Raw genomic sequence first — 26,165 nt, 5'->3', positions numbered from 1 at the left:
TTAATCTTAACGTCTTTTAAATTCGTATTTCGTGGTTTTACCATTCGTTACGTTTTCCATGCTGAATTTCACAATGGTAGTGATAATATTTTCCTTGATGGTATAAGTAACGCCATCAAAAATCATAGTTTTCGAGTTTGGCATTTCATATGGATAAGATTTCGCTCCATCTTGACCCATCATGATGTAGGTATACCCATCCTTATTGAAATTCATATACTGTGGATCTTTTACCAAGGTATCTCTAAAGACCTCTTTACCGTCCACAAATTCTGTTCTTACCACATCCTCCCATTGGTTGGAACGGATGATGTTCTGAGCGGTATCTCGGCCGATATTATCAATAGTATCTTCACTACAAGAAGCTAAACCGAAAGCCACTAAACCCAATATCATTAACTTTTTCATAATTATGCTGCTATTTTCTAACATTTATCTATTACTCCAAGCCATACTTTCCAATCATTATGCCAATAAATGTTAAAACGGGAAAATAATCTCCTAATTGAACTTCCGAAGGTTACCCGCATTTTTATTATATTTAAACTAATGAAGCCATTAAGATGGTATTAATCACCTTTCTATGGAAAAACTCCTGCATTATTTCATTGTTCTGGTTTGGTTATTCAATGGTCTATATTGTAAAATATTTAACCAGGTGTCGCGACATCAGGAGATCGTTGGTGAGATCCTATCAAAGGAACATGCAAGGACTTTAACCATTATTATTGGCTCTATGGAAATCCTACTGGGCATTTGGATTTTTTTCAGAAAATATCCTAAACCCACAGCCATCTTTCAGATCATTTTAGTCCTCGGCATGAATGTAATTGAATTTTTCCTAGTGCCGAATTTGTTGTTATGGGGTAGGTTCAATTTGGTTTTTGCCATACTTTTTGCAGGTTTGATCTATTTAGAAGCGTTTGTACTACCGGCTTCCCCACATCAGAAAGGCTATGGGAAACTCCAATAATCAGCAAATTGCCATGCAGGCCAATTTGGAACAGACCCTTGTTCTCACTTTTGCCGTTCCTGCCGAAGAGCTTCTTAACTACATACCAGAACCGCTGTCACTGGACATTTACGATAATAAATGGGCGTTTTTGGCGGTCGCCTTAGTAAAGACCAAGCACTTAAGACCAAAGGGATTTCCAAAATTCCTTGGAAGAAGTTTTATCTTAGTTGGTTATCGAATTTTTGTCCGGTATACCACGCAAGAGGGGAAAAACCTCCGCGGGCTTTATATCCTTGGATCTGCGACAGATAGCCGCTTAATGGAAATCATGGGAAACCTATTGACCAATTATCATTATAAGCACATGGACATACAATGGGAAGAACAAGCCAATCAAACGCTTGTACATTCCTCAAAACAACGACTAAAGATCAAATTTCCAACGCATATCCATGATCCGAAGCTGCCTGTGGATTCTCCCTTCCCAGATTGGAAAACAGCAAGACGCTATGCTGGTCCTCTACCCTTCACTTTTTATATTAACAAAGAAAATAAGGAGATCCAAATCGTAGAAGGAAAAAGAACAGATTGGATTCCGAACCCCATCCACATCCAGCATTATGAAATTGGATTTCTTGATGATTACATTCCCGGAAAAAAGATATTGGCCAGTGCGTTCAGCATTACCAATATCCCCTATTATTGGAAGAAAGGAAGGGTTGAAAAATGGGGCTAGAAAGAGGACGATTTCAAGGGATCAAAAACATCATTTATTTCAATTGGCACTTTTATATTATTTTCCTGCTGATGGTAATAGGTGGAATAAATATCCTGCCCATCATACCATTTCCTTACGCGGTCTATTTAAAGGTTTTTTTATGGATATCCACCTTATCCACTTTGGTATCATTGATTGTTTCTTGGTTGCTGTATGACCGATCTGATCTCTATCGCTTCCATTTTATAAAAGATCTTACGGGTCTCCAGGTTTTAAATATCCATGCAGGTTTTGATGAAAGCAGTGCTATCCTAAAAGAAAAATCTCCCTCCACATTAGTCATTGCTGATTTTTATGACCCCCAAAAACATACCGAAATCTCTATTAAAAGAGCTCGAAAAATTTATCCAAACAGTGAAGATTGTATTCCAATAAAAAGCAATCAGCTTCCGTTCGAAAACAATTATTTTGATCGGGTATTTTTAATATTTTCAGCGCATGAAATCCGGAATCGGGAAGAAAGGAAAAAATTTTTAAAAGAACTTCTACGCATTCTACATCCTGATGGCGAAGTTCTCCTCTTGGAACATCGGAGAGATTGGAAGAACTTTTTGGTTTATAACATAGGTTTCTTTCATTTCTATTCGGAAAAAGAATGGCTAAACAACTTTAAGCAAGCAGGATTTAAGCTCGTAGAGAAGCAAGGAATCCATCAATTGATTACAGCTTATAAATTTAAAAAAAATGGAAGTACAGCTTAAAATAGTTGGAATAGTTCAAATCCTATTGGCCATTATCCATCTTTTTTTTCCAAGGAAATTCGATTGGAAAAATGAGCTACATAAATTAAGTCTTTTGAACCAACAGATGATGCAGGTGCATACTTTTTTTATCGCATTGACTGTTTTTTTGATGGGCATACTGAATCTTAGTTCTGCCGAACTGCTGATCAGCACGGAGCTTGGAAAACGGATCTGTTTAGGTATGGGCATCTTTTGGTTATTCAGATTAGGGATCCAATTTTTTGGTTATTCTTCCTTGTTATGGCGAGGAAAACGAGTCGAAACCAGCATTCATATCCTATTTATTTTCACCTGGATATATTTTACGTATGTGAATTTTAACGTCTTTTTTAAGGCTCTTTAATTGCATTAGCTGTTTGACCATATGCCCTTAATTAAATTTTAAAAAATTAGGTTGAAATATTTCGAAAAATATTCTTACGTTAGCATTATATTGTAGCTAAGTAACCACAAGTTCGACAAGCTTCAATAGCCAAACCATTATCGGCAAAATTTATGAAACAGCTAAGTTTAAGAGCAAACTCTCTAGGGGAGTTAATTAAAAAGCGTAAATTCTTACAAATGATCTTATTGATCGGTGCCTTGGTATTAACCATGATGTTGACCATTCTTCACCTATACTTTTTCAAAAATGATATGATCAGTTTTCCGGTCATGTTAGCAGCCGCTCTTTTTACACTTCTGCCTGCTTATAAGCGCTTGGGAGAGATCAATACGGAAATTAAATCACGCACGGACGCGCGTAGAATCTAGAATTAGGGTTATTAAAATCGTTACTCTATACCCTTAAAATAAAGGGCCTTTTCTTTTTCATTGGTTCCTTCTCCAGCATACCAAAGTGGCACCAAAGTCAATACGCGATGCCCACTGTTATAGCTATATCGGAATTTTCTTGCTGATGTACTCCAAATAAGGGAATTTGGAATATTTTTAGACAATTTAATACGCAGCTCATTATTGTCCATAAAATCAAACTCCGCTTCCACATCTCCGTTTACCAATGCTTTATTACCGACCATATCCACAGAAAAAGATGGCCCTGCATCCATGGTTTCAAAAATATCATTTTTAATTTCTGCACGTTGAAAAGTCTGTTCGCGAAGTTCGTTGGATTTCTTTCCGAAAAGCGGAAAACCCCTCAAATTTTCTTTCAGTCGAAGATCCGCACCACTCCCTTCAAAAATTTCCATTCCTTTGGGATCCATATTCACTTCAAACGAAAAAGGTTCATTGACCTCAAAATGTAAATAATCACCTTCCTGTTTCAACTTCCCCTTTAACGCCTTCATGTTCTGGTCCGTGATAATGGAAAACTTATCCTCTTCATAAAAAATTCCCATAGCCCAGAGATCATGCTCATCCGTATAATTCATTCGGATACTCGAGGAAAGTTTATTCCCCTCTACCTTCCAGATCACCTCCTTATTGCTAAAAGCATCCGTTTCTGCCACCCACTTCACCTCCTTATCCTTAATCTTTAAATAATCCGGATTTTTCAGAACGTCAGACTCCATATCCGTGGAGATCATTCCAAACTGATCAATCTGTACCGTTTTTTTTATCGGATCTACCGTTACCACCGCTTTTGGCGCAAAAAGGCTTGGTTGCTCCACCATAAAGAAGCTCCCAATCAACAAGAATATCAGTTTAATCTCAATCATATTGCGATGCCAGGAACTGTTGCCAGCTTTCCAATAATCGATTCGCTTCCTCTATCTCCTGAGCATCCACTTCCCCGATCCGATGGGCAGTAGTTAATTTTGCCTCTTTATCCTGATAGCTGATCTGGAACATAAGTTCCTTCCTATCCCACATATAATCATATAAAATGGCCAATCCCTTAGCATTTGGCTCAAGGTAATTGGCCAGATCTTTCAACATGGATATCATCGGGATACTTTCATGATAGTTCTCACTGAACTGCAACACCATGAAATACCAGGTATTGGTTTGTTCATCATAAGTTTCCTGTGCGCCTGTAAACCGTTCATCAATGATTTCTTGGATCACTTGACCATAGCTCTCTGCATGGTAAGATTGAACCACCTGTAAGGGCTGTTTATTGTACATTTCACGGGAATCCCACCAATTTGTCCAATTGCTGTTCAAGGCAGGTGCTACTGGGCGACTTTTCTTGAACTTCTGCAATTGTTCTTTAGTAATAGGGACTTTGACGTATAAGGAACTTAATTCTGACATAACCTGTTGTTTATTAAGATTGATCTTAGCTTTTAATCACGATCCAAAAAGCTAAACGAGCTGTTAAAATAATTTCCGATTACCGGTAATACGGCCATCTTGTTATTTGCTGCATTGATAATGCCAATGATCATCAGCACCAAAAATAATATACCTACAATGTTTCCAATTATGCCTAAGGAAGGAATGATACTTACAATAATCCCGATAGCGATCGAAAAGATGAATGAGGTAATGATCAATCCCAACCCTTGTTTAAGGTGGAAGCGACTAAACTGATCTCTATTATCCTTTCCTACAAAATAGGCAACTAGCCATAAAATCCCTAAATAGCTTAAGATTGATTGAACTTTTGAATCCATAATATGTTTTTTATTAGTTTATGATTTGTTTAATTTCTTGATTCTAATCATCACACATCTTATACCATAATTATTTTTAGGCATTCAATGTTACATATACAGAATGTCTACATTTTTCGTATGTAGTTGATAATCAGTAATTAGCAATCTTATAGGTTAACAGAATTATATACATAAATTAACATAGGATTAGCATAAAATAAGAATTGCTCATAAATTAGGTTTCGAACGCAGTATACTATGAAGAACGCAATTGTATTGATCTTATTATTGTTTAGCCTATTTCGCGCCCAAGGTAATTCGAAGGAAATAGACCCTTCTATCAAAAGTATTCTCTTAAAGGTAGAGAAAATGGTCTTAAATTCCCAAAATAAGGAGGCGATTGATCTCTTGATGGGCGAGGTCAATAAAACGAAGTCGGGAGATGCGCTTGCTATTTATTATGGACAGTTGAGTTCCATATATTTAAGCAAGGATAGTCTACAACAAGGTAAAAAATTCAATGATCTCAGTGTTGCCCAAAGGAGTTCAGCTTTGACTCCCGAAGCCTTGGCTGCTACCTATCGTTCTTCGGCCTACCTGAAAAGTTTTCTGAACCTATCTGATGAGGTCGTAAAAGAAGCGAATGAAGGGTTAAACATACTCCAACAAGTACCAGAAGCCTATACCCTGAAATATGCCCTCTATTATCTTTTGTATTCCACCTATAGTGGCTGGAACGATAGTGAAAAAATGGAGGAGAACATTAGGAAATGTGAGTTGAATGCCAATTTGGGGAAGAATTATAACCAGCAATCCAATGTACAGATCGGTTATTCCAGTCTTTACCTTGCCCGGTATAGGAAACACAAAAAAAGGGCTGATCTGGATAGTAGCTATCATCATCTCCTACAATCCTATAGCATACATGAAATGCATCCTGAGCAGATCAGTGGAAATACCAAAGTGGTCACCGCGGTTAATTTGGCAAATTATTATTTGGAATTTGCGGAGGGTCCAGTCTTAGAAAGAAAAAAGAAGGCTTATGGTTATCTGGAAAAGGCAGAGGAAGAGTTAAAGAATAACAAAGGCCAATTTGGAAGGTGGGTCAATATTTATGGTATCAAGAGCTCTTTTGCTCAATTGGAAGGGAATATTCCGCTCGCCGAACAATATCTTATCGCTGCCAGTAACTTATTGAATGACCGAAAAGATAATAGTCTGTTAAAATTGGAATATAAACTGTATCAGGAATTATCTTCGCTCTCTGAAAAAAAGAACGATCTAGCTTCAGCTTTGGCCTATCACAAAAAAGCCGAAATGGTACTGAAACAGAATTTCGACCAGGTACAGCTGTTCAATACCCAAAAATTGGATATCCAATATGAAACGGAAAGAAAGGATCAGCAACTGAAACTTTTGGAAGAGACCGCAGCTTTGCAGAAGAAGTTGAATTACGTATATGGTGGAGCGGCCATTCTTGCTGTTCTGGTATTGATTTTTATATTAAGATCATACAAGTTCAAGCTGCAATACGCTAAATCGCGAGAAATTCAATTGGCCAAACAGAAGGAGGCCGAACAGGAAATCATGGAACTAAAACATCAACAGCTGCAGAAGGAGGCTTTAGCAAATAACCTGATCATCGAGCATAAAAACGATATGCTCAAACAGATCAAAACTAAAATTCAAGAAGGTGATTCATCACAACTGAAAAAACTGTTGAAGGAGGAGAATCTTTTGAGTGCCGATTTTGAAGATATTAAATGGCAGATTCAGCAGCTACATCCTAATTTCTTTCAGCAATTAATGGATAAATCCACCCAGAAATTGACCCAATTGGATCTCAAATACTGTGCTTATATCTATTTACAGCTTTCAACAAAACAGATCGCGCAGGTCTTGCATGTGGAACCCCAATCGGTCCGTATGTTCAAATATCGACTGAAACAGAAGTTTGGTTTGCCGAAAGAATCCGACCTGGAAAACTTTCTTCAGGAGCTGGTTTAATACCATTTATCTTCTTACTCCAAGTGGGGTTTAAGTGACATGTCTCATCATCTACTCACTATGTTGAAATTATCGGACACTAATCTTTCAAGTTGCAAGGGGTAGCTCGACCTCGGTAAATCGACCAATGTTTTCACATCATTTAAAGCCGATTGTAAAAAGTAGGTTCCACTGTATTTTTTATTCTCTAGATACGAAATCATTTTCTGCAAATCCTCCAAGCTCAATAATTCCGAATGTACAGTCGTTCGAACTTCAAAAGGAATTTTATTCGCCTGTAAGAGTGCATAAGTTTCTTCAAATCCGCCAAACAAATTACTTACCGTAATGTGTTTGAATCGTTCGCCCAATCCTTTGAAATCCAAAGCGACATAATCCAATATGTTTCGTCGGATTAATTCCTGGATAATAGTTGGTCGACTTCCGTTGGTATCGACCTTAACCAGATACCCCATCGCCTTAGCTTCCTTCGCCAAATCCAACAAGGCAGGGTGCATTGTACATTCTCCGCCACTGAAAACCACGGCCTGCAATAGGTTTTTCCTTTTCCGAAGAAAATGCAGCGCATCTTCTATACCCATCTTACCTTTACCCAACACGATATCGGGATTATAGCAATATAAACAACGCATGTTACAGCCTGTAAACCAAAGGATACAGGCTGATTTATTCGGATAATCTAATAAAGTAAATGGGCTGATATCATAAATCGGCTTGCTCATGTCTCTCCCTAAAAAGCGTTCGCTGCTTATGTTCTCCCTGCTTTCCAATATTGAAACTTTCGATTGGACGATGATAGCCCATCACACGGGTATACACCAAACATTTACTTCTTTCTTGCTGATGTTGCTCCAACACCTGCATGGTTTCATTTTTACATGTTTCCATCTGCATTTGTTAATTTATGATTCATAAGGATTTCTTCGTCACATTTTGGGCAATATTCATGTTCGCCATTCAAATAGCCATGTTTCGGACAGATACTGAAAACCGGCGTTACGGTAATATAGGGCAACCTGAAATTGGAGACTACCGTTTTCACAAATTCCTTGCAGGCTTCGGCTGTGCTGATCTTCTCGCGCATATATAAATGAAGTACCGTTCCACCGGTATATTTACATTGCAATTTATCCTGCAACAACAGGGCTTCAAAGGGGTCTTCCGTGTGGTCCACTGGAATCTGGGAACTATTGGTATAATAGATCTTATCGTCTATACCGGCCTGCAAAATATCAGGGAACCTTTTTTTATCTTCTTTCGCAAATCGATAGGTAGTCCCTTCGGCCGGCGTCGCTTCCAGGTTATAAAGATTTCCGGTCTCTTCTTGAAATGTTCTTAACCGTGTCCGGATAAAATCCAGGATTTCACTCGCAAAGGATATCCCCCAATCGCTGATGATGGTTTCCTCATCCGCGGTATAATTCCGGATCATTTCGTTCATGCCATTTACGCCAATCGTAGAAAAATGGTTTCTGAAATGCGGTAAATACCGTTTTGTATAGGGATAAAGCCCATTATCATACATGGTCTGGATGAATTTTCTTTTCTTTTCCAAGGTGGATTTTGCCAAAAGCAACAATTCATTGATACGTTCGAAAAGACCAGCTTTATTTCCTTGGAACAGATAGCCCAGACGCGCCATATTCAAGGTCACCACACCGATACTTCCGGTCATTTCTGCGCTGCCGAACAAGCCATTGCCTCTCTTGAGCAATTCCCTAAGATCGAGCTGAAGCCGACAGCACATACTCCGAACCGCATTCGGTTTGTAAGCATCCGGATTTTCCACCCTATTTCCCTCCGCATCGATCAGGTATTGGCTGCCCACAAAATTCTGAAAGTAGGATGACCCTATCTTGGCGGTATTCTCAAAAAGCACTTCTACATTTTCGCCATCCCAATCAAAATCTTCGGTAATATTCACCGTCGGAATGGGAAAGGTAAAAGGTTGCCCGTTCGCATCCCCTTCTGTCATCACTTCATAATAGGCCTTATTGATCAGGTTCATCTCCTTTTGGAAATGCTTATAACTCAGATCCAGCAAGGTTGCTACACCTCTTTCCTTAGCTAGGCCTTCGAGAATCGGACTGGAAAGCCCCTGGAAAAGATGTTGGCTGGCTTTGGTAGGGATCTGGTCCTGAAGATCCTGAGGTACATTCCAGTCTAAGGTGATATTGGTGAAAGGCGACTGACCCCAACGCGCAGGAACATTCAAATTATAAACAAAACTTCGAATGGCTTTTTTAACTTCTACAGCAGAGAGTTGATCTTTGAACACATAAGGCGCCAGGTAGGTATCAAAGGAACTGAATGCTTGTGCACCGGCCCATTCACTCTGCAAAATGCCCAAGAAATTGGCCATCTGCCCAAGTGCTTCCCTGAAATGCGATGGAGGTCGGCTATCAATCCTTCCTCGGACCCCATTGAACCCTTCATCCAATAAAACACGTAGGCTCCAACCGGCACAATAACCGGTCAGGCAGTCAAGGTCATGGATATGGATATCGGCATTTCGGTGGGCATGTCCCTCTAAGCGGTTATATACTTTGTCCAACCAATAATTGGCAATAATCTTTCCGGCGGTATTATTCACCAATCCGGCATTTGAAAAGGAATTGTTCGCATTGGCTTGGATCCGCCAATCGTTCTGGTAGATGTATTCTTCAACCGCGTGGCTACTGTCTACATAGGTACTGGAATCTATGAACCGATCAATGTGTTCCCGTTGGAGTTTTCGGGTATGCCTAAATAACATGAAAGATCGCATCACTTGGAAATGTCCTCGGGAATAGAGTTTTGTTTCGATCAGATCTTGGATATCCTCCACATCGATTAGACTGCTCGAATCGATTTCTGCAAGGACTGATTCCAGGATTCTTTCATCATAAGGGAGACTGACACTTTGAAAAGCTTTCCGGATCGCATCTTCAATTTTGAAGGCTTGAAAGGCCGTAACCCGCCCATCACGTTTAATCACATTTATCATAGCTTTAGAAATTACTTATTATTTGATTTTTAAGGAATTACCTAAAGCTATGAACTAAAAAACGATTATTTTATGAGGCTAAACATAAGCCTAAATAAATTAAAAAATATTAAAAAGAAATGTTCAGTTGCGCTATAAAATTCCGTCCAGGGCGTGCAATTTTCATGATGTCCTGATGCCTGTAATAATAGCTGTCGAGCATATTCTCAACACGCATATTAGCTGTGATGCGATTCTTTTTGAAAAGAAAGCTTTTTCGGATGCCAGCATGGAGCAGTGTAGCAGATGCTGTCTGCGTGTCCCCATAAACCTGAGGGCTGACGTGCTGCTGTTTGGCATAATAAGCGACTTCCATTTGTGCAACCCAATCCTTTATTTTCCATAGGAAGGTGTTGTTATTCGTAAATGGTGCGATCAATGGCAGCGCATTGCCCCAATTATCTTGGCCATAAGTAAAGGAACTTGTACTGATCCATTCCAAGGATTTCAAGGCTTGTATCCTGAAGGACAGTTCTGCTCCCGAAAGCTGTGCCTCAGGAATGTTTTGGTATTGCTTAACTCCAGTTGCTCCGATGGTCATCACTTGGTAATCGGGAAGAATGGAGCCTACAATATAGTCTTTGAAGGCATAATGATAGGCTGTGGCCTCCAATCGCAACCATTCTTTCTGGAAACTCATACCTAAACTGGCCTGTAGAGATTTTTCGGATTGAAGATTCATATTACCCAGATAATCATAATTATCCATTCTATTGAACAGGTAAAAACCATAATATTCCTGCAGACTAGCTGCTCGGTTTGCATATCCTATTTTGGCCATAACATGCCAATTGTTGGATGGATGAAAATGTCCTGTCAGGTTCACATTGCCCAAATGATTATTCCTGTTGAAGTGATCTCTTTGAAAACTGGAAAGCTGTTCCTTTCCTTCGGTACTAAATACATCAGATTGGGAAAGACTATAGGTACCCATCACATCCAAGCCCCATCTTTCGTTGAACACATAGCGATCGGAAATATCCAAGCTGTAAAATTGCCGTTGTACATCGGGCAGGGTATACATGAACATAGGATTTGCATCCTTTGGATACATGGTCATATTGGCTGTTAATCGGTTCAGATAAGCACTTATTCTGGCCTGAAAGAAATGATTCCCTTTGGTTAAACCCGTTTCAGAATAGAGACCCGCTGTCCATGACAACCCGGGCATATCCATATGCATCGGCACGGTTTCTATGGGTCTTTTGGTATCATCCATGGCATGGTCGATATGGTTGAAATAGACCTTCGAGCGGATGGGGGACATCTCGGGTATAGCTGAGGTATAGGTATGAGTAAGGGAAGCTATATTGGCATTCGCGAATGCCACATCCATAGTCAAAGCGGGATAACCAATATCCTGCCCATAATCGGCCAGGTATTGGGCAAGCAAGGTGTTTTTATCATTCAACTTGTAATGGAAAGCGGCTGATGCATTCCATTTCTGGTACTGGGAATTGGAAATGACCGCCTGGTTTCCGGCCCTGTAATTTTCAGATTTCCGAAAGATCCCATTGATCATTAATCCATATTTATCGGTACTGTATTGTAAGGATCCCAGCGTTTGGAGCGCCTTGGAATTGGTTTCATATCCAGTTCCAAGCATACCCTTAAAGCTCGCTTGATCAGTAAAATCTGGTATGGCCAGTTTGAAGTCGATCCCTCCAGCCAATCCTCCACCATAATTTTGGAAGGATGATCCTAAATTCACATTAATCTGTTGCAGGTTGCTCGGTTCGATATATGAACTGATGGGATCCATCCGATCGGTGCAAGCACCAAAAATCGCCATACCGTCTATACTCAGGTTGATCTGTGCGGCATTCAAACTACGGATGCTGGGTTCCCAGGCATAGTTACCGCGACGGATCATCTGCACGCCGGCTACCCGATCCAGAATCTGATCGATATTGGCCTGCTTAGAAGCGCGCTGTTCCTTTTCTAACTGTTTATTGATCCCAACTTGACTGACCACGACTACCTCTTCGATTTCAACATTTCGAAGGGTGTCGTGGTTTTTATGATGTTGTGCAAAACTGGAATGCCCAAGAAAGATGGCAGCCAGTCCCAAACCTATTGCTACAGCTTTCATATGCTACCTATATTAAAAAAGTAAATCCAAATAGATGTCGTTCGCTATTTCATTTTCTCCCGATTTCAAATCAAAGAACAAGCGCCAATCGCCCGTCATGGTAAAATTCACCTTGCCTTGATATTGTCCTTTGCCTATAGAAACAGGGATAACATTATTTGGGGAACCATGGTTCATCGAAGTCATCTCCGGATGGAAACCTAGGGTTAATCCTTCTACCGGTGAAAAAGAGAACATGTTTTCCCGCAAAAAGACCATCAGCAATAAATCATTCATGCCCATCTTTGGTTTGGAAGGTTCTACCAAAGCCAACACATATTTCTTACCATCATTTCCAGAAAAGGTTTTTACAGGGGTATTTCCAATAGCCGCTGCTGTTACTTCTACAGGGATTTCCAACTCCTTACCTTGGTAGGTTACTTTTAAGCTCCAAGTTCCAGATTCTCCTGAAGGCATGGTAAATACGGCAAAGCCTTGGTATGCTTCTAAATTGGATTGATAGGTCAGGGTTCCTGATGGCGCCCCGTGGGCCATGCTGCTCATATCCATGATTGGCGCAAAAGTTAATGGCTGATCTTTCACCGCTAACCCATTCTTTTTGATCTGAAAATATAGGTTCTGATAACCTACTTGTAAAGCTTTATCCGCAAAAACACTGAGCTGTTCCCCGGTAGGCAAGCTTGTTTCTGTCAATTTAATCTTTCCATCCATCGGCAAATCCAATACTTCATCTTTTTGACATGATCCCATGAACAGCATTCCGATGCTCATCATGAGGAGGTATAACATCTTTTTCATGATTTTTTGATTTGATATTCACATATTCAATTGTGCTCTTCCTTCATCGCTCATCATGTCTATCGACCAAACTGGTTCCCAAACCAATTCTATCTCGATTCCCCGTTCTGGAAAAGCGGTTAACAACCTGTTTTCAACTCCCTGCATAATAGCATCGCCCATCGGGCAATTGGGTGTTGAAAGCGTCATTTCAACCTTTATTTTGGTCGGTTTGGAAAAATCCAGGTCGTAGACCAAACCCATATCTATAATATTGATCCCTAATTCAGGATCGATAACCTGCGGTAAAGCCTGTAAAGCTTTGATCTTTTCAGCGGCATATGGATCGCTTAGTTTAATCTGCATCACTCCTCCTTCTTTTATAAAAGACCACCATCAATACATTCCACAGGTAAAGGATGGATAATAAGGTCCATAGGTAGGTGGCTCCTTCCAGTAACCAAGAAATCTTCAAGCTGATACCCAATAAGGATAATAGGAGATTGCCAATGAAAAGGAAGAATTGACCTTTTAGTAATTGCTGGCTATACATATCCTTGGGCATGGGAATCTTTTCTTTCCCATTCAGATCCTTGAATTTTAAGTTCCAAATGATGAATGGCAAGGTTTTAAAGGTCATCCCAAGCACAATTCCAGTGATCCAACCCATAAAAATGAGGAAGGCATATAGGCTGATCCAATTTCCAGCGGGAGTTTGTACGACGATTGGAAGCATAGCAAAGGCCATGAGCAAGCAGATAAAAGATAATAGCGCATGCTTCATGGGTATGTCTATTTTTTTTCTGGCCCTGTTCATTATACAATCTAGGATATAGATTGCCCAAGAAATAAATCCTAAGAAAATTAATCCAGCGCTCCAAAGGGAGTTCAACCTTACACTATTCAGATACCCATCTGCTAAGAATACACACAGACCCAGATTAATTAAAACCACTGCGGCGTATAGAAATCTGGTTTTATTGCTTTTACCCAACAGGAACATAGGCAGCAACTTAGCCCCAGCCCCTAGGATCAATTGCAGAAACCAACCTACAATTCCGGCATGTGCATGAAGTTTTAAGATATCCAAATGGTTTTTAGATAAGAAACCATGGTAAAGATTGATCGCCAAGAGCAAGCCAATGGTCGTGGTGAAACAGAACCAGAAAGCAGAAAATGAAAAGAACAGATTCAGTTCAAACCCATGCGAAACATCTTTAATGGTCATCCAAAGGTTGAGGAAGTACAAGTAGGAGCTCAGACAGACCAGTGATCCAGCAATGATCATCCAATGATCGGTTTTGAAATGCCAAAAACAATAGATCAATAGCAAAGAGCCCATCATCAACAGCAGGTAACTCACGAAAGCCATTGGAGGCGAAAAGAGTTTCTTTCCAAAGATGACGGGAATCAACTGATAGGCAGCGCCTAAAATAATCATGCTTCCCCAACCTAAGGCAAGTGTATGCACGATGGCCAACACCTTGGGTTGGAAATAATGTCCTAAGATCTCTTTACCGGTAATCAGCAATAAAATAGAAGCAAGCACAAAGAACAGTGCAGCAGTTACATAACATGGAACGACCACATAGGCTTCTGGTGCTTTATTTATTTCTATTCTGGACATTTTCGCTTTATTTTAGATAAAATAATATCCTTACATCGCCTTCTCCTACTTCTGCAATCCGCATGGTAAATCTTTCCTTTTCCAATTCCTCCATCAGATACAAGGGCACCTTATGGTGTTGTACATACAATATTTCAGCCTTTTGTAGATTATTCAGTTTCATTAGGATCTGTTCCATGGGTTGAGGCATGGGTAATCCTCGTACATCAAGGAAAAGGATCTTTTCCGAGGGATAATTTTTTAATATTTCCTCCAATTCATGGATAGCGCTAAAAGAAATGGGTTCGGCCAACTCTTGCAGCGGCTGCACTTTCAAAAAATAACAATGGTAGACAGGAGTCTCTCCCGTTTCCATTTCTTCCACAAAACATCGAGCCCCTTTCTTTTCCAGTATAGGGATCAATGGATGGGGTATAAAGGAATTGATGAGCAAGAAAACCGAACCTGGTGGCACTTGATTATAGGTGTGAAGGATTTCTTTCAAAGGATCCTGCCCACCCAATAAAATAGGACGGACATCCAATTCTTTACCAATGATTGCATGCTCTAACCAAGCTGGTTTTTCAGGTTTATTGACTTCCTGTTGTGCATTTTCAGCAAACTCACCCTCTTCCCAAATAAAACCAAGAGGCACCAACACACGTTTGAAATCCTGCACTTCACAACCCGCGATACTGGCTGCTTCGACTATAGATACCCTTGGGGTTAAGAATTTACGCAATAACGGGATTTTTATTTTACGCAAAGGCTTGGCTATAGATGCGATAGCATCAATGCTAGATTCGTTGGCTTTTATTAGCGCGGATATCTTTGTATGTTGGTTTATCCTCATGGCCACATTTAAAAACAGCACTCGATATGCTCATTTGAAAAATATCTCTTTATAAATCTTTTTTCCGGAAATGCCTTACGGATAACCAAAGGGGGATCAGACACCACAGCAACATCACACCCAAGGTAATCCCCATTCCTAATCCTGTTCCGAAAAAATCCCTGAAAATTGCTCCGGTATAACCCATCATGGCGGAGAGATCCAGTTGCAAGAGGATCAAAATCCTACTGATATCAATGGGATTGAACATGGATAAGGCCACCATCATGTTCTCGATCGGATAATCGGAGAACTGGAACAAGAGGAACAAGACCAATGCATCGAACAATAAGCCGAAATACAGCCATAATAAAATGGCAAGCCCAATTCCTTTGGACTTATCCCGGATCAATACCGAGGTCCACATGGCAATGGAAACAAAGATCAGGGACAGCAATAGACCGCATCCGATCAAGATCAGGCCTGAATTACTGAACGCATACATCAATGTAGGCACACCTACACCGATAAAAAATGAAAGACTCAAGGCACCGGCCAGCCCAGCAAAAAGGCTTAACCAGATATTGGTCCTTTTGAGTGGTTGGCTCACCAATAGGTTGATGAATTCCGAACTGTTATACAGGTATATGCTTGAAAACACGATACTCATCAAAGGAACCACAAAAAGGACGATATTTAATAAGCTGATCAAGCCCTTTTCATAGTTATCTTCCATGCTATAAACACTAATGGAAAGTGCAAATAGGAGAATGGTATAGCATATGATGGTTTTGTTCCTTAACAAATCTGCCAGGACATATCTTATTACTTTATTCATGGGAACCTTATTTAGAAGGACTGGAAACAGACATGATATGGGCTATCGCTTTCGAGAGCTTATCTGTTCCGGTATCCATTTTTAATTGATGAAGTGATTTATGAAAGATCAGATTTCCATCTTGTAGATAAATGATCTGGGAAACCATGTCATCCAAATCACTGAGTACATGGGAGCTAATGATGATCAATTTATTGTTCCCCATTTCTTTCTTGATCTTATCTTTTAAGATCTCGGTGGACAAGGGATCAAGCCCGGCAGTTGGTTCATCCAATATAAGAGCTTTAGGATTGAACATGAATGCCAAACAGGCACTCACTTTTTGTCTGGTCCCACCTGATAGGGTTCCCATTCTTTTTTCCAATAAAGCGGGTAGATTAAAGGAATGGAAAAGATCGAGGTCCAGCGTATCCTCCGGCATCTTACGGATGTCCTTCATCATATCCAATACCTGACCGATGGTCATGTTTTCAGGATATTGCCCAATCTGGGGCATATATCCGATCTCGTTCCTGTAGGTCCATTTCTGTTGGATGTTTTGTCCATCGAACAGGATATCACCAGCTGTTGGAACGACCATGCCTAAGATCGATTTGATCAAGGTGGTTTTACCGCTTCCATTTGGCCCAATCAAGGCAATACATTCCCCGCCCTGCAAATCAAGATTGATATCTTTTAGCACTTTGAACTTGCCAAAGTCTTTGGAAATATGTTGAATCTGGATCATACCTTCACTGATTTCATGCGAGGTTGCTCATCTTTGAGCCCCTCTGGTGTTAAACTTGGTAATAACTTCTCCGAACGGTCAAATAAGGTGACCATAAAACTCCTGAACAGTAACATCACGGAAGGATATCGTTCTACCAACATAGAAAACAAGCTGACCGGTCTGAACGGCACATCGCCAATTCCATCCCTGTCCAGATCATAACCTTCATATTTATCCCAATAATTCTGGGTGAAATTGTTTAGGGTCAAGGTTCCATTAGTGGCTACATCAAAGGTATTCTGCATAAAATTATTGTCCTTGAATGTATTGTCCATACAACTTGCCTGGATTTTGATCCCCCAACCATTTCCTATGAAATTGTTGTTGTCTATATGTATCCTATTGGATCCTTCCATAAAGATCCCAGTGGTGTTTCGATCAAATTTATTGTTGATGATCTGGCTATCTGAAATGTCCTTCAAGAGAATTCCGTAGGAGGCATCGCCCCAGTTTTCTTCGAACAGGTTGTTTTCCATATGTACATTTTTGGTGTACATGACAGCCACCCCTGCTCCATTTGCACGGAAGGTATTGCCTACATAACTGTTATCGTGTGAGAACATAAAATGCAGACCATATCGAAGGTTTTTTTCAGAGATGGTATTCAACACATGGGTATGGGTTACAAACTCCAGGTAGATGCCATCCCGATGGCCAGTGACCGTATTTCTCTCAATATGCAGACTATCTGATTTCCAACCATGTATTCCATTGCCGATCAATTGTTCCGCCGTTCCATAAGCCTCGATTTTATTATCCAGGATTTCCAGGTGCTTGGAGTTCTGCGAATAGATCCCAAAGAAATTATCAATCAGTATATTATCGATCACTTTGACATGATGGGTATTGTAGATTTTTATACCCGCAATATCGTTCATGGAAGAATGACCGGAATTCTTGATCTCAAAACCTTTGATGGTTACGTGTGGGGATTTTACAGATAGGGGTTCATGCTTTTTTTCGGCATCTAACGTTGGTCTGCCTTCGCCCAACAGGGTTATGGCTTTATCCACGATGATGTTACCTTCTTTGTACAATCCTGCTTTGACCAAAACGGTATCTCCAGCCTTTGCCATCTCGATACCTTGTTTGATGGTTTTTACAGCTTGATCTTTGCCTATTTTAATGGTAGTGGCATGTAGCATGTCCACTACCATAAATAAACAAATCATTGTACCAACTATATTCAAAGCTGAGCTTCTCATAATGTTCAGATTATTTCCACAAATCATCCCAAGTAAGGATCTTTCCTCCCAAGGATGCTTTCGTTTTCTCTAAATCTGCTTTGTTGCCAAATGCAGCGACATTACCACGCATTGGACTTTTCAATTCCTCGCTTTTGAGGTAGAACATTTTTTCTGCAGGCATCAATTTATTATTGGTATAATCCGGCAGATAATAACTGGCCACCTCTTCCTTCTTCACCTTACTCTCTTTCACAAAGGCTACCATACAGGATACATCATCAAAATTATATACCCTTCCTTTTTTGGTTTGCAATTGGGTTCCAAACCGTTGATCGCTGACGGTCATCTTACAATAAGCACATTGATCAGTCCCGTATTTGATCGGTTTTGGCCCATTGTTTCCTTGACAAGCTTGCAATCCTAACATTATGAGCATCAAACTGCTCAGGCAAATACATATTATTCTAAAATTTTTCATGATTATCGAGTTTGTTTTTATTTATTATTTGGCTTTCCGCCATTCTTGAACAGCGCAGTAGGCTAACAGGATCCCGCATCCTATAAAAATCCAACCGCCAATATCAGGAATGGAATATGCCCCGAAATTTAAAAGTTGTTTGTAACCAATCAATGGTGGCTGATAGGCCATTCCCGGCACTTTGATCGGAGCGTTGGGGTCAAGGTTGTGACCATAATCGTATTCCCAAATGTAGAAATCGACCATCGCTACGATTCCAAAAAGCAGGAAGGCTCCGAACAGTACATACACCCATTTTGGCTTATTGGCCAATCCTACGGCCAAAAAGGCCAAGGCAAAAAAACCAATGATATAGGGCAGCACGGTAAATTCAACGAAATCGTCTGCATGCAAGGTTTTCATACCGATATAGTGGTTAAGACCGTTGATGATTTCCACTTGACCGGCCAGTTTATGGCTGTATATCTGCAATTCCAACCCTTCGGGGTATTGAGCTGCATCCAGCTCAATACGCCAAATAGGAAGGAAGATGACGGCTACTAAAGCCAGGCTACAAAGAACCAATAAAACTCTGTGTAAGGCTGACATTTTGTTTGTAGTTTCCATCTTTATGGTGTTTAGTTAGTACCTTCTTTAGGTAAGTTTGTTCCCACACTGTAAGAAATAGGCACATTGCTTCCTTTCTTAGAGATACGGATATATCCCTGCATTTCTTGGTGCAACGCACTACAGAAGTCTGTACAATAGAATGGGAACACGCCTATACGATCCGGTACCCATTTCAATGTTTGAGTTTCACCTGGCATGATCAACAGCTCACCATTTCTGGCACCTTTCACTGCAAAACCATGTGGCATATCCCAATCCTGTTCGATGTTGGTAACGTGGAAGTAAACCTCATCGCCCAATTGTACACCTTCGATATTGTCTGGAGCAAAGTGAGAACGGATGGATGTTAAGTACACATGCACCTGATTTCCTTTACGTTCTACACGTGCATCTTTTTCACCTTTGGTAGCATAAGGGTTAGTGTTTTCTTCGATCTTGAAGATTTTCACACTCTTATCCTTCACCTTTTCTGCGCGGATCGCTTGTGCATAGTGCGGCTCACCAATGGTTGGGAAGTCAAGGATCAGTTGCATCTTATCACCAGAGATGTCGAAGATCTGCGCACTTTGAGAAAGTTCTGGTCCAGTTGGCAAGAAACGGTCTTTTGTAATCTTGTTATATGCCACTACGTATTTTCCGTCTGGGCTCTTGGTATCACCACCTGGGATCATTAAGTGTCCAGTAGAGTAATAGGTAGGAACGCGGTCAAGTACTTTTAAGTCTTTGATGTTCCATTTCACCAATTCAGAAGAAACGAAGAAGGATGTAATCGCATTTCCTTTACCGTCAAACTCGGTGTGTAATGGTCCTAAACCTGGTTTTTCAACTTCACCATACAAGGCAGCATCGTATTTAATGATTGGAATACCACCAAATTTTCCTTCAAATTGTTTTCCTTCGATCGCTTTTTGAATTTTGCTGAAAGAGAATACCGGAATCAATGCGGCCAGTTTTCCTGAACCTACGATGTATTCACCTGAAGGGTCAACATCCACGCCGTGTGGAGATTTAGGACATGGGATGTAATAACATAATCCTTCTAACTCTTCAGCATTCAACACAATGGTTTCTGTTTTGAATTCGGTTTTTGAGGTATGCGATTTCTCATCGTATTTATTGTGGGCATACTTCAATCCGGTAACTTTCTTACCCTTTCCAGCTTTCAGGTATTCTTCTGCTTTTTTCCAGTTTACCGCCAAGACAAAGTCTTTGTCGTTTTTGGAAGCATTTACCTCTAATAAAGTATTTGCCTGTTCGGTATTGTAGGTAGAGAAGAAGAACCAACCGTGGGAAACCCCTTTACCAGCGCGACTTAAGTCGTAATTGACACCTGGTGTTTCAATCTGGAAGGCTAAATCCATATTTCCATTCTCCTTATTCACACTTACAAAACTTAAAGTACCACGGAAGTTTTGCTTGTAGGTATTGATCGGCACATCACCAGACTCTCCGTCTACAGGCACGGAGAAGCGGGTTCCAGCCACTACATATTCGGTGTTCTCTGTAATGAAAGGTGAGGAGTGGTTACCACCGCTGTTTGGAAGTTCTAAGATCTCCGCTGTACGGAAGGTGGTCAGATCCACACGCGCTAAACGAGGGGTGTTGTTTGCATTGACAAATACCCATTTACCATCGTATTCACCGTCTGTTTTAGATAATTGCACGTGGTGTAAATCATCCCATGGCACATTACCATGTGAAGTTTCCAACATCGGTTTTGTTTCTTCACTGAAACCCCATCCTTTTTCAGGGTCAAGGGAGAAAACCGGAATTACCCGAAGCAATCTACCTGAAGGCAATCCGTAGACAGATAACTGACCACTAAATCCACCTGAAACGAAATTGTAGAATTCGTCGTATTTTCCAGGAGCTACGTATGCCTTCTCGGCAGCACCACCGCTCACGGCTTCACCTGCGCCTTTTGGCTTACAGGCTTGGAAAGTTGATAACAGCGTTGCGGCTGCTAAACCTGTTAATAAATATTTTTTTAATTCCATTGTTTTATGATTTTTGAGGTTAATAAAACACTCGTTTGATATTATTTTACACCATCATTTTGGCGCATGTATTCATAGATTTTGCGAGCATCATCATCGGTTAGGTTTTGATTAGGCATACGCACAAGACATATTTCCAATTGTGCCTGCAATTCCGGATCCTTATCGATCATGGCGTCTGGATTCGTGATGAAATTCATGATCCATTCTGGTTTTCTACGTTCTGAAACGCCTTTCCAGCCTGGTCCTACCAATTTCTCATCGGTCATCTTATGGCAGGAAGCACATTTCAGATCGGCAATCACTTTTCCATCATTGGCCATAGCCACATCCAGTTTTTCGCCCACTTCTACTTTATCAAACTTTCCTTCACCTCGGTGTGGATCATATGTACTGGCATCACTTGCTGCGGGAGCACTCTCTTCGGCGTAAGTACGCTCTTCTTTTTTCTCGTTGTTGTTTGATGAACATGCATACATGAACAAACTCATCAAACAGAATACAATTAGTTTTTTCATAGCTTCGTTGGTTTTTGTTTTTTACAATGTTTGTGTATTTTGTTTTCCACAAAGTTATCCTCAAGTTCCGCCAGGATTTTATGCGTAGAATCATAAAATGGTTTCGGCTTCTTTCAAAATCTCGTTTTTTATATCGCAATAGCCTTTATTTCAATATGTTATAAATTAAATTGATTTTAATCACTATTTGGGGTGACCAATGTCAGTAGGGGAACGATATATTGTGGATAAATTTGTCTTAATATGAATTTTACCTAATAAGATATTTATGATCCCAGTGGAACTATTAATCGAAAAAGGAGCCAGCAGCAAAAAATGGAACGCTGGGGAGATTATTTATCGGGAGAACAGTCCTTCAAATTATTACTACCAATTGGAGAGTGGTCGAGTTCGGATCAGTAACTTTTTGGAGGATGGAAAAGAAGTCCTACACAAAATGGTCTGTGCCAATGAGGGTTTTGGGGAGGTGGCTATTCTTGACGAAGGAGTGCATGTGGTTACCGCCATTGCAGATAGCAGCTGCACTATTTTAAAGATCAGTACTACGGCATTTTTAGAGATATTAAATGAGTATGGAAGTATTCAACTCATGATAACCAAACAGATTGCTAAGGATCTTCGATTTAAACATTTTATTACCAAACTGATCTGTAACCATAGTCCAGAAGAAATCATCTCGGGATTATTAGAGAAGTTGAACGAGGAGAGGAGATTGATCTGTCCAGAATGCAACCGCTTAATGTTGACCCGTCAGCAATTGGCCAACATGACCGGCTTAAGGGTGGAAACAATCATAAGAACCATGAAAATCATGGAAAAGGAAGAAAAGTTAAATATCGTGCGGGGGAAAGTCTTTGTATGTTAAAAGTTTTGGGAAATATGAGTTTTAGAAATTGGATACAATGGAGTGTATTCAATTTTTTGATCGTCGGATTGTGGGGTTTTATGATGCGCATGAAATTTCTTTTTCCCTTGCCTTGGATCGATCAGAAAAACATCATGCATGCGCATTCCCATTTTGCTTTTGCGGGTTGGGTTTCTCAAGCATTGATGGTTTTTTTGGTTCTAGCTGTACTTCGCTTAGGATCCACCGATACGGTTCCTAAAAAATACCAGTCTGTATTATGGCTTAACCTATTAAGTTCCTTCGGTATGTTGATTGCTTTTTCAATCACAGGATACGCCTTCTTTTCAATTGCCTTTTCCTTTTTGGTAGTCTTAGCTTCTTATGGATTTTGTTATATGCTCTGGAAGGATCTTCGATCAAGTAACCTAACAAAACCGATCATTATTCTTATAAAAGCCGCCCTGCTGTTTCATGTACTCAGTTCGATAGGTACCTATGCTTTAGTCTATCTGAAGGTGACCCATCAATTGGATCCCTTGAAACAATTGGCCTCAGTGTATTTCTATTTACATTTTCAGTATAATGGCTGGTTTTTCTTTGGCTGTTTTGCCTTGATTAATCAGTGGCTTTCCGAAAGAGCAGGAAAAAACATCATCTCTGAACGATTTGCCTTAATATATAGTATAACGGTAGTTCCGGCCTATTTTCTTTCCGTATTATGGTGGAAAGGTTTTCCGGCTTGGTTATACGGGCTATTGATTGTAACTGTTATTGTACAACTGTTCTTATGGCTTTCCTTTATAATGCGGGCCATAAAAGTAAAAGCTAAGCTGGGAGAGGTAAGTATCGGAAAAGAAGTACGGGTAATTTGGACTTGTGTGGCCTTAGCGGTTTGTCTGAAATTGGTCTTGCAGGCCGTTTCCATCATCCCATCCTTAAGCCAATTGGTTTATGGTTTTAGGCCTATTGTTATTGCCTATCTTCACCTCGTCCTTTTGGTGATTATTTCTCTATTTATTTTGGCCTATGCCTTTCAAAAAGGTCTGTTGCTGATTAGAAAACATATTCAACTCGGCATATATGGCCTGCTGTTGGGTATCTTTTTGAATGAATTCCTATTAATGTTGCAGGGAATAGGCGGCCTGATTCGACATGCCTATCCCTACACACATGAAGGACTGTTTCTAGTATCGGGCATTATAGTACTCAGCCTGCTGCAGATACTTAGAAAGCAACTAAGTGCTTAAAGCTTATAGGCCTTTCTTCTGGCCTTTTCCAATTCAAGCTCTAATTTTTTGATCTTCAGCATTTCTTTCGAAATTTTCTTCATCGCTTTCTCCTGTTCCGTAGCAGGCACTTCCCCTTTGCGGTCTAATTTTTCCAATTTATTTCCGATCTTCTCGATGTTTTTGTGGGTTTTGATTAATTTCTCCTCCAGATCGGCCACATTTTTCAAAGCCTTTTCTTTATCTCTCTTAGCTTTGGCTATTTTCTTCTCTTCCTTCTTTATCTTTTCTAAACGCTTCAACGCATCCTTTTCGGCCTTGATCCTTTTCTTCTCCGCCTTTTCAGCAGCTTTAATCATCTTAGCTTCTTCTTTGGCCTTTGCAGCAGCCGCTTTTAATTCCGCAGCATTTTCTGTAGTTATTCCGGCATTGTTGGTTGATTTTACTGTTTGATTGGAGGCAGGTTTTTGCATTTGGGCATGAACCTGTAAGGTGCAGATAGCAAAAAACAGCATAGCTACTGCAGATTTCATTCCTTTTTTCATTGTCTTAGTCAATAAATGATCTGTTAAATAATGATCAATATTAACATTTTGCCGAAACTCAATAAAGTTAATTGGTAAGAATTTTAGCTATTTGTAGATGGAATACGATGCCTCTTAGGCAACCCATTGCTTATAAACCCAAAAAAGGCGCCTTTCCCAGAAGGAAAAAACGCCTAATTCACCTATACTATTAAACTTATTCTATTGTTTATCCCACCAGACCCTTCCGGTCAGGTTATCTCCTCCTGGGATTGCGGCTCCAGCGGCTTTGTAATATTCTGCATTGGAGTTTGCTGCTTCAGAAACAGGATAAGGGAAGCGTCTAGGGATCTGACCCTGTGTATCGCTTGTGGAGTATACGATCGGAACCAGTTCTGGAAATCCAGTCCTTCGCCAATTTGCCCAAGATTCATAAAAATTTAAAGCGGTATTTTGATGCAACCAATATTGTATACCGATCTGTTTTAGTCCTTCTGTTAAAGGATGTGCATTGGCATACGCTTCTGCCGCTGCATCGGTAATAGCCAAGGCAGGATCATATTGTCCGAGAAAGGTAATTCCCGATTTTATGCCGTTTTTATAGTAGGTACTCGCCGCAGCACCTATTCCCCAACGTTGGGAAGCTTCGGCAGACAAGAGCTCCGATTCACTATAGGTCAGGATAAACGTTATTCCATTTCTTTTGATCATACCCGGATGCGGGGAAGAGTAATCTGGCATGGTCGTATAAGAAGGGTGTGAACCAATTCGATAGGCTGGATTATTCCCTAAATCTTTACCATTGGGCATTCCTTTTTGTTGGGCCGGATCGCTTACATAATTCGGGTTCATCTCTTTCACCCCATCGCTCATCCATAACTTGCTCACAGCAACCTTGATACGCGGGTCGTTTTTGCTTTTGAGTGCATTGATAAAAGTATCAGACCATTTTACGTAATAATGCTCTTGCCCACCATCACCCAATAATACCTGACTATTTCTATTCTGGGTAACACGGGCACCGGATTCATCATGCTTTAAAAAAGCATTTTCCCCATTGCCCTGTAAGGTTTTTCCGATGACCTTGGTTGCATATGCCTTGGCAGTCGCCTCATCCACTTTGGTCAATCGCATGGCCAATCGAAGGATCAGCGAGTTTCCAAAACGCTTCCATTTGTCTAGATTGCCATCATAGATCACATCGCCACTTACCTGATCCGCTGCTGCATCCAATTTAGAAACCGCATCTTCCAGTTCCTTGAGCATATCCATATAGATATCCTGTTGCTTATCATACTTTGTGGACAAGTTTTTCATGTAATAGCCTTGTCCAGCCTCTGAATAGGGAATATCTCCATATAGATCTGTCAAACGGGCAAAGACCAACGCCTTCCAGATACGCGCAACCTGATGTAGGTTTTTATATTTTGGATTGGTCTTGGTGACTTCCACCACATCGACTATGGGCTTGACCTGCTCGGCATAAGCTCTTTCCCAATAAGCGGAAGTATACCAAGGGGTATTGAGGTATTTATCGCCTGCCCAATAACTCACCACCGAAGATAGTCCCTGCATCATCGTGCCGGCATAGATTAGGTTTGCCCGCCAGGTTTCGTATGCAAAATCTATACTCCCGGTATAGGTCAATTGCGCGGTGCTAAAGGTAAAATTAGGGTCGAAATTGGTTGGACCATAAGCCACTGGATCCGTATTTATCTGTTCAAAATCCTTCGTACAGCTCTGGAATATCGCAGCACCTGCAAACAGGATTAGGCCCATTATTTTTAGTGATTTCGTTTTCATTTTCATTCAGG

29 protein-coding genes are annotated in these 26,165 nt (G+C 40.5%); 8 read left to right on the top strand and 21 right to left on the bottom strand.

Annotated elements, in window-relative coordinates; genetic code table 11:
- Positions 1-6: 6 nt before the first annotated feature.
- Positions 7-408, bottom strand: coding sequence for a putative periplasmic lipoprotein (locus VJ786_RS00670; RefSeq protein WP_336557035.1), 402 nt, complete (start codon positions 406-408; stop codon positions 7-9).
- A gap of 175 nt (positions 409-583) precedes the next feature.
- On the opposite strand from VJ786_RS00670, the gene VJ786_RS00665 reads away from it, so the two are divergent.
- The 5 genes from VJ786_RS00665 (at position 584) to VJ786_RS00645 (ending at position 3,229) form a co-directional block, all read left to right on the top strand.
- The gene (locus tag VJ786_RS00665; RefSeq protein ID WP_336557034.1) at positions 584-973 is read left to right on the top strand and encodes a DoxX-like family protein; all 390 of its coding nucleotides are present in this window, start codon (positions 584-586) and stop codon (positions 971-973) included.
- Positions 957-1,691 carry a DUF2071 domain-containing protein gene (locus VJ786_RS00660; RefSeq protein WP_336557033.1) on the top strand — a complete coding sequence of 245 codons (735 nt, stop codon included), beginning with the start codon at positions 957-959 and terminating at the stop codon, positions 1,689-1,691. Before VJ786_RS00665 ends, VJ786_RS00660 begins: the two co-directional genes overlap by 17 nt.
- On the top strand, positions 1,682-2,434 hold the full coding sequence (locus tag VJ786_RS00655) for a class I SAM-dependent methyltransferase (RefSeq protein ID WP_336557032.1): 753 nt from the start codon (positions 1,682-1,684) through the stop codon (positions 2,432-2,434). Before VJ786_RS00660 ends, VJ786_RS00655 begins: the two co-directional genes overlap by 10 nt.
- Positions 2,418-2,819 (top strand): hypothetical protein, encoded by a 402-nt coding sequence (locus tag VJ786_RS00650; protein WP_336557031.1) that lies wholly within the window; start codon positions 2,418-2,420, stop codon positions 2,817-2,819. Before VJ786_RS00655 ends, VJ786_RS00650 begins: the two co-directional genes overlap by 17 nt.
- Positions 2,820-2,971: 152 nt before the next feature.
- A complete protein-coding gene (locus VJ786_RS00645) occupies positions 2,972-3,229 on the top strand; it encodes a hypothetical protein (protein ID WP_336557030.1) in 258 nt (85 codons plus the stop codon).
- Positions 3,230-3,249: 20 nt separating this feature from the next.
- Here VJ786_RS00645 and VJ786_RS00640 read toward each other — a convergent pair whose 3' ends face one another.
- The 3 genes from VJ786_RS00640 to VJ786_RS00630 are packed head-to-tail and all read right to left on the bottom strand — an operon-like array spanning position 3,250 to position 5,037.
- Positions 3,250-4,137, bottom strand: a complete 888-nt coding sequence (locus VJ786_RS00640; RefSeq protein ID WP_336557029.1) for a hypothetical protein — start codon at positions 4,135-4,137, stop codon at positions 3,250-3,252.
- Positions 4,130-4,675, bottom strand: coding sequence for a hypothetical protein (locus VJ786_RS00635; protein WP_336557028.1), 546 nt, complete (start codon positions 4,673-4,675; stop codon positions 4,130-4,132). The genes VJ786_RS00640 and VJ786_RS00635 overlap by 8 nt, the downstream gene beginning before the upstream one ends.
- 32 nt (positions 4,676-4,707) lie before the next feature.
- Positions 4,708-5,037 (bottom strand): magnetosome magnetite crystal formation protein family, encoded by a 330-nt coding sequence (locus VJ786_RS00630; protein WP_336557027.1) that lies wholly within the window; start codon positions 5,035-5,037, stop codon positions 4,708-4,710.
- A 240-nt stretch (positions 5,038-5,277) separates the two neighbouring features.
- Between VJ786_RS00630 and VJ786_RS00625 the strand changes: the two genes are divergently transcribed.
- Positions 5,278-7,026, top strand: a complete 1,749-nt coding sequence (locus VJ786_RS00625) for a helix-turn-helix transcriptional regulator (protein ID WP_336557026.1) — start codon at positions 5,278-5,280, stop codon at positions 7,024-7,026.
- 47 nt (positions 7,027-7,073) lie between these two features.
- Here the strand turns inward: VJ786_RS00625 and VJ786_RS00620 are convergent, their stop codons facing one another.
- From VJ786_RS00620 to VJ786_RS00550, 15 genes are all read right to left on the bottom strand, one after another.
- Positions 7,074-7,748 carry an anaerobic ribonucleoside-triphosphate reductase activating protein gene (locus VJ786_RS00620; protein WP_336557025.1) on the bottom strand — a complete coding sequence of 225 codons (675 nt, stop codon included), beginning with the start codon at positions 7,746-7,748 and terminating at the stop codon, positions 7,074-7,076.
- Entirely contained in the window at positions 7,729-7,914 is a 186-nt protein-coding gene (nrdD, locus tag VJ786_RS00615) for an anaerobic ribonucleoside-triphosphate reductase (RefSeq protein WP_336557024.1), read from the bottom strand. The genes VJ786_RS00620 and nrdD overlap by 20 nt, the downstream gene beginning before the upstream one ends.
- Positions 7,901-10,012: a ribonucleoside triphosphate reductase gene (locus tag VJ786_RS00610; RefSeq protein ID WP_336557023.1), complete on the bottom strand. Its 2,112-nt coding sequence runs from the start codon at positions 10,010-10,012 to the stop codon at positions 7,901-7,903. Before VJ786_RS00610 ends, nrdD begins: the two co-directional genes overlap by 14 nt.
- A gap of 109 nt (positions 10,013-10,121) precedes the next feature.
- Positions 10,122-12,143, bottom strand: coding sequence for a TonB-dependent receptor (locus tag VJ786_RS00605; protein WP_336557022.1), 2,022 nt, complete (start codon positions 12,141-12,143; stop codon positions 10,122-10,124).
- A gap of 12 nt (positions 12,144-12,155) precedes the next feature.
- The gene (locus VJ786_RS00600; protein WP_336557021.1) at positions 12,156-12,941 is read right to left on the bottom strand and encodes a FixH family protein; all 786 of its coding nucleotides are present in this window, start codon (positions 12,939-12,941) and stop codon (positions 12,156-12,158) included.
- Positions 12,942-12,959: 18 nt separating this feature from the next.
- The gene (locus VJ786_RS00595; RefSeq protein ID WP_336557020.1) at positions 12,960-13,286 is read right to left on the bottom strand and encodes a metal-sulfur cluster assembly factor; all 327 of its coding nucleotides are present in this window, start codon (positions 13,284-13,286) and stop codon (positions 12,960-12,962) included.
- Positions 13,276-14,547 carry a hypothetical protein gene (locus VJ786_RS00590; RefSeq protein ID WP_336557019.1) on the bottom strand — a complete coding sequence of 424 codons (1,272 nt, stop codon included), beginning with the start codon at positions 14,545-14,547 and terminating at the stop codon, positions 13,276-13,278. The genes VJ786_RS00595 and VJ786_RS00590 overlap by 11 nt, the downstream gene beginning before the upstream one ends.
- 7 nt (positions 14,548-14,554) lie before the next feature.
- A complete protein-coding gene (locus VJ786_RS00585; RefSeq protein WP_336557018.1) occupies positions 14,555-15,379 on the bottom strand; it encodes a DUF2249 domain-containing protein in 825 nt (274 codons plus the stop codon).
- Between the two features lie 49 nt (positions 15,380-15,428).
- The gene (locus tag VJ786_RS00580) at positions 15,429-16,196 is read right to left on the bottom strand and encodes an ABC transporter permease subunit (protein WP_099365068.1); all 768 of its coding nucleotides are present in this window, start codon (positions 16,194-16,196) and stop codon (positions 15,429-15,431) included.
- Positions 16,197-16,203: 7 nt separating this feature from the next.
- Positions 16,204-16,923, bottom strand: a complete 720-nt coding sequence (locus VJ786_RS00575) for an ABC transporter ATP-binding protein (protein WP_336557017.1) — start codon at positions 16,921-16,923, stop codon at positions 16,204-16,206.
- Positions 16,920-18,137, bottom strand: coding sequence for a nitrous oxide reductase family maturation protein NosD (locus VJ786_RS00570; protein WP_336557016.1), 1,218 nt, complete (start codon positions 18,135-18,137; stop codon positions 16,920-16,922). The genes VJ786_RS00575 and VJ786_RS00570 overlap by 4 nt, the downstream gene beginning before the upstream one ends.
- A gap of 43 nt (positions 18,138-18,180) precedes the next feature.
- Positions 18,181-18,588 carry a nitrous oxide reductase accessory protein NosL gene (locus VJ786_RS00565; protein ID WP_336557015.1) on the bottom strand — a complete coding sequence of 136 codons (408 nt, stop codon included), beginning with the start codon at positions 18,586-18,588 and terminating at the stop codon, positions 18,181-18,183.
- A gap of 66 nt (positions 18,589-18,654) precedes the next feature.
- Complete coding sequence (locus VJ786_RS00560) at positions 18,655-19,218, bottom strand: hypothetical protein (RefSeq protein WP_336557014.1); 564 nt, start codon at positions 19,216-19,218, stop codon at positions 18,655-18,657.
- 29 nt (positions 19,219-19,247) lie between these two features.
- Entirely contained in the window at positions 19,248-21,236 is a 1,989-nt protein-coding gene (gene nosZ, locus VJ786_RS00555) for a Sec-dependent nitrous-oxide reductase (protein ID WP_134778297.1), read from the bottom strand.
- Between the two features lie 41 nt (positions 21,237-21,277).
- Positions 21,278-21,754 (bottom strand): c-type cytochrome, encoded by a 477-nt coding sequence (locus tag VJ786_RS00550; RefSeq protein WP_336557013.1) that lies wholly within the window; start codon positions 21,752-21,754, stop codon positions 21,278-21,280.
- A 277-nt stretch (positions 21,755-22,031) separates the two neighbouring features.
- Between VJ786_RS00550 and VJ786_RS00545 the strand changes: the two genes are divergently transcribed.
- Positions 22,032-22,619: a Crp/Fnr family transcriptional regulator gene (locus tag VJ786_RS00545; RefSeq protein ID WP_336557012.1), complete on the top strand. Its 588-nt coding sequence runs from the start codon at positions 22,032-22,034 to the stop codon at positions 22,617-22,619.
- Positions 22,620-22,633: 14 nt separating this feature from the next.
- Positions 22,634-23,848 (top strand): hypothetical protein, encoded by a 1,215-nt coding sequence (locus VJ786_RS00540; RefSeq protein ID WP_336557011.1) that lies wholly within the window; start codon positions 22,634-22,636, stop codon positions 23,846-23,848.
- Here VJ786_RS00540 and VJ786_RS00535 read toward each other — a convergent pair.
- Together VJ786_RS00535 and VJ786_RS00530 are read right to left on the bottom strand one after the other, a co-directional pair.
- A complete protein-coding gene (locus VJ786_RS00535; RefSeq protein WP_336557010.1) occupies positions 23,845-24,372 on the bottom strand; it encodes a hypothetical protein in 528 nt (175 codons plus the stop codon). The genes VJ786_RS00540 and VJ786_RS00535 overlap by 4 nt on opposite strands.
- Before the next feature lie 201 nt (positions 24,373-24,573).
- Positions 24,574-26,154 carry a SusD/RagB family nutrient-binding outer membrane lipoprotein gene (locus VJ786_RS00530; RefSeq protein WP_336557009.1) on the bottom strand — a complete coding sequence of 527 codons (1,581 nt, stop codon included), beginning with the start codon at positions 26,152-26,154 and terminating at the stop codon, positions 24,574-24,576.
- Positions 26,155-26,165: the final 11 nt, after the last annotated feature.

It is taken from the genome of Sphingobacterium tenebrionis (assembly GCF_037126265.1).
Lineage (GTDB): Bacteria > Bacteroidota > Bacteroidia > Sphingobacteriales > Sphingobacteriaceae > Sphingobacterium > Sphingobacterium tenebrionis.
Note: the sequence above shows the minus strand (reverse complement) of the source record. Positions and strands in the feature narration are given on the sequence as shown.

Bases quoted from the DNA above. Each gene is read 5' to 3' on its own strand.
- VJ786_RS00655 (WP_336557032.1), top strand. From the start codon at position 1,682: ATGGGGCTAGAAAGAGGACGATTTCAAGGGATCAAAAACATCATTTAT.
- VJ786_RS00585 (WP_336557018.1), bottom strand. From the start codon at position 15,379: ATGAGGATAAACCAACATACAAAGATATCCGCGCTAATAAAAGCCAAC.
- VJ786_RS00535 (WP_336557010.1), bottom strand. From the start codon at position 24,372: ATGAAAAAAGGAATGAAATCTGCAGTAGCTATGCTGTTTTTTGCTATC.
- VJ786_RS00670 (WP_336557035.1), bottom strand. From the start codon at position 408: ATGAAAAAGTTAATGATATTGGGTTTAGTGGCTTTCGGTTTAGCTTCT.
- VJ786_RS00575 (WP_336557017.1), bottom strand. From the start codon at position 16,923: ATGATCCAGATTCAACATATTTCCAAAGACTTTGGCAAGTTCAAAGTG.
- VJ786_RS00540 (WP_336557011.1), top strand. From the start codon at position 22,634: ATGAGTTTTAGAAATTGGATACAATGGAGTGTATTCAATTTTTTGATC.
- VJ786_RS00625 (WP_336557026.1), top strand. From the start codon at position 5,278: ATGAAGAACGCAATTGTATTGATCTTATTATTGTTTAGCCTATTTCGC.
- VJ786_RS00610 (WP_336557023.1), bottom strand. From the start codon at position 10,012: ATGATAAATGTGATTAAACGTGATGGGCGGGTTACGGCCTTTCAAGCC.
- VJ786_RS00630 (WP_336557027.1), bottom strand. From the start codon at position 5,037: ATGGATTCAAAAGTTCAATCAATCTTAAGCTATTTAGGGATTTTATGG.
- nosZ (WP_134778297.1), bottom strand. From the start codon at position 21,236: ATGGAATTAAAAAAATATTTATTAACAGGTTTAGCAGCCGCAACGCTG.
- VJ786_RS00665 (WP_336557034.1), top strand. From the start codon at position 584: ATGGAAAAACTCCTGCATTATTTCATTGTTCTGGTTTGGTTATTCAAT.
- VJ786_RS00645 (WP_336557030.1), top strand. From the start codon at position 2,972: ATGAAACAGCTAAGTTTAAGAGCAAACTCTCTAGGGGAGTTAATTAAA.
- VJ786_RS00600 (WP_336557021.1), bottom strand. From the start codon at position 12,941: ATGAAAAAGATGTTATACCTCCTCATGATGAGCATCGGAATGCTGTTC.
- VJ786_RS00635 (WP_336557028.1), bottom strand. From the start codon at position 4,675: ATGTCAGAATTAAGTTCCTTATACGTCAAAGTCCCTATTACTAAAGAA.
- VJ786_RS00580 (WP_099365068.1), bottom strand. From the start codon at position 16,196: ATGAATAAAGTAATAAGATATGTCCTGGCAGATTTGTTAAGGAACAAA.
- VJ786_RS00590 (WP_336557019.1), bottom strand. From the start codon at position 14,547: ATGTCCAGAATAGAAATAAATAAAGCACCAGAAGCCTATGTGGTCGTT.
- VJ786_RS00550 (WP_336557013.1), bottom strand. From the start codon at position 21,754: ATGAAAAAACTAATTGTATTCTGTTTGATGAGTTTGTTCATGTATGCA.
- VJ786_RS00650 (WP_336557031.1), top strand. From the start codon at position 2,418: ATGGAAGTACAGCTTAAAATAGTTGGAATAGTTCAAATCCTATTGGCC.
- VJ786_RS00620 (WP_336557025.1), bottom strand. From the start codon at position 7,748: ATGAGCAAGCCGATTTATGATATCAGCCCATTTACTTTATTAGATTAT.
- VJ786_RS00565 (WP_336557015.1), bottom strand. From the start codon at position 18,588: ATGCTCATAATGTTAGGATTGCAAGCTTGTCAAGGAAACAATGGGCCA.
- VJ786_RS00595 (WP_336557020.1), bottom strand. From the start codon at position 13,286: ATGCAGATTAAACTAAGCGATCCATATGCCGCTGAAAAGATCAAAGCT.
- VJ786_RS00560 (WP_336557014.1), bottom strand. From the start codon at position 19,218: ATGTCAGCCTTACACAGAGTTTTATTGGTTCTTTGTAGCCTGGCTTTA.
- VJ786_RS00570 (WP_336557016.1), bottom strand. From the start codon at position 18,137: ATGATTTGTTTATTTATGGTAGTGGACATGCTACATGCCACTACCATT.
- VJ786_RS00660 (WP_336557033.1), top strand. From the start codon at position 957: ATGGGAAACTCCAATAATCAGCAAATTGCCATGCAGGCCAATTTGGAA.
- VJ786_RS00640 (WP_336557029.1), bottom strand. From the start codon at position 4,137: ATGATTGAGATTAAACTGATATTCTTGTTGATTGGGAGCTTCTTTATG.
- VJ786_RS00605 (WP_336557022.1), bottom strand. From the start codon at position 12,143: ATGAAAGCTGTAGCAATAGGTTTGGGACTGGCTGCCATCTTTCTTGGG.
- VJ786_RS00530 (WP_336557009.1), bottom strand. From the start codon at position 26,154: ATGAAAACGAAATCACTAAAAATAATGGGCCTAATCCTGTTTGCAGGT.
- nrdD (WP_336557024.1), bottom strand. From the start codon at position 7,914: ATGGAAACATGTAAAAATGAAACCATGCAGGTGTTGGAGCAACATCAG.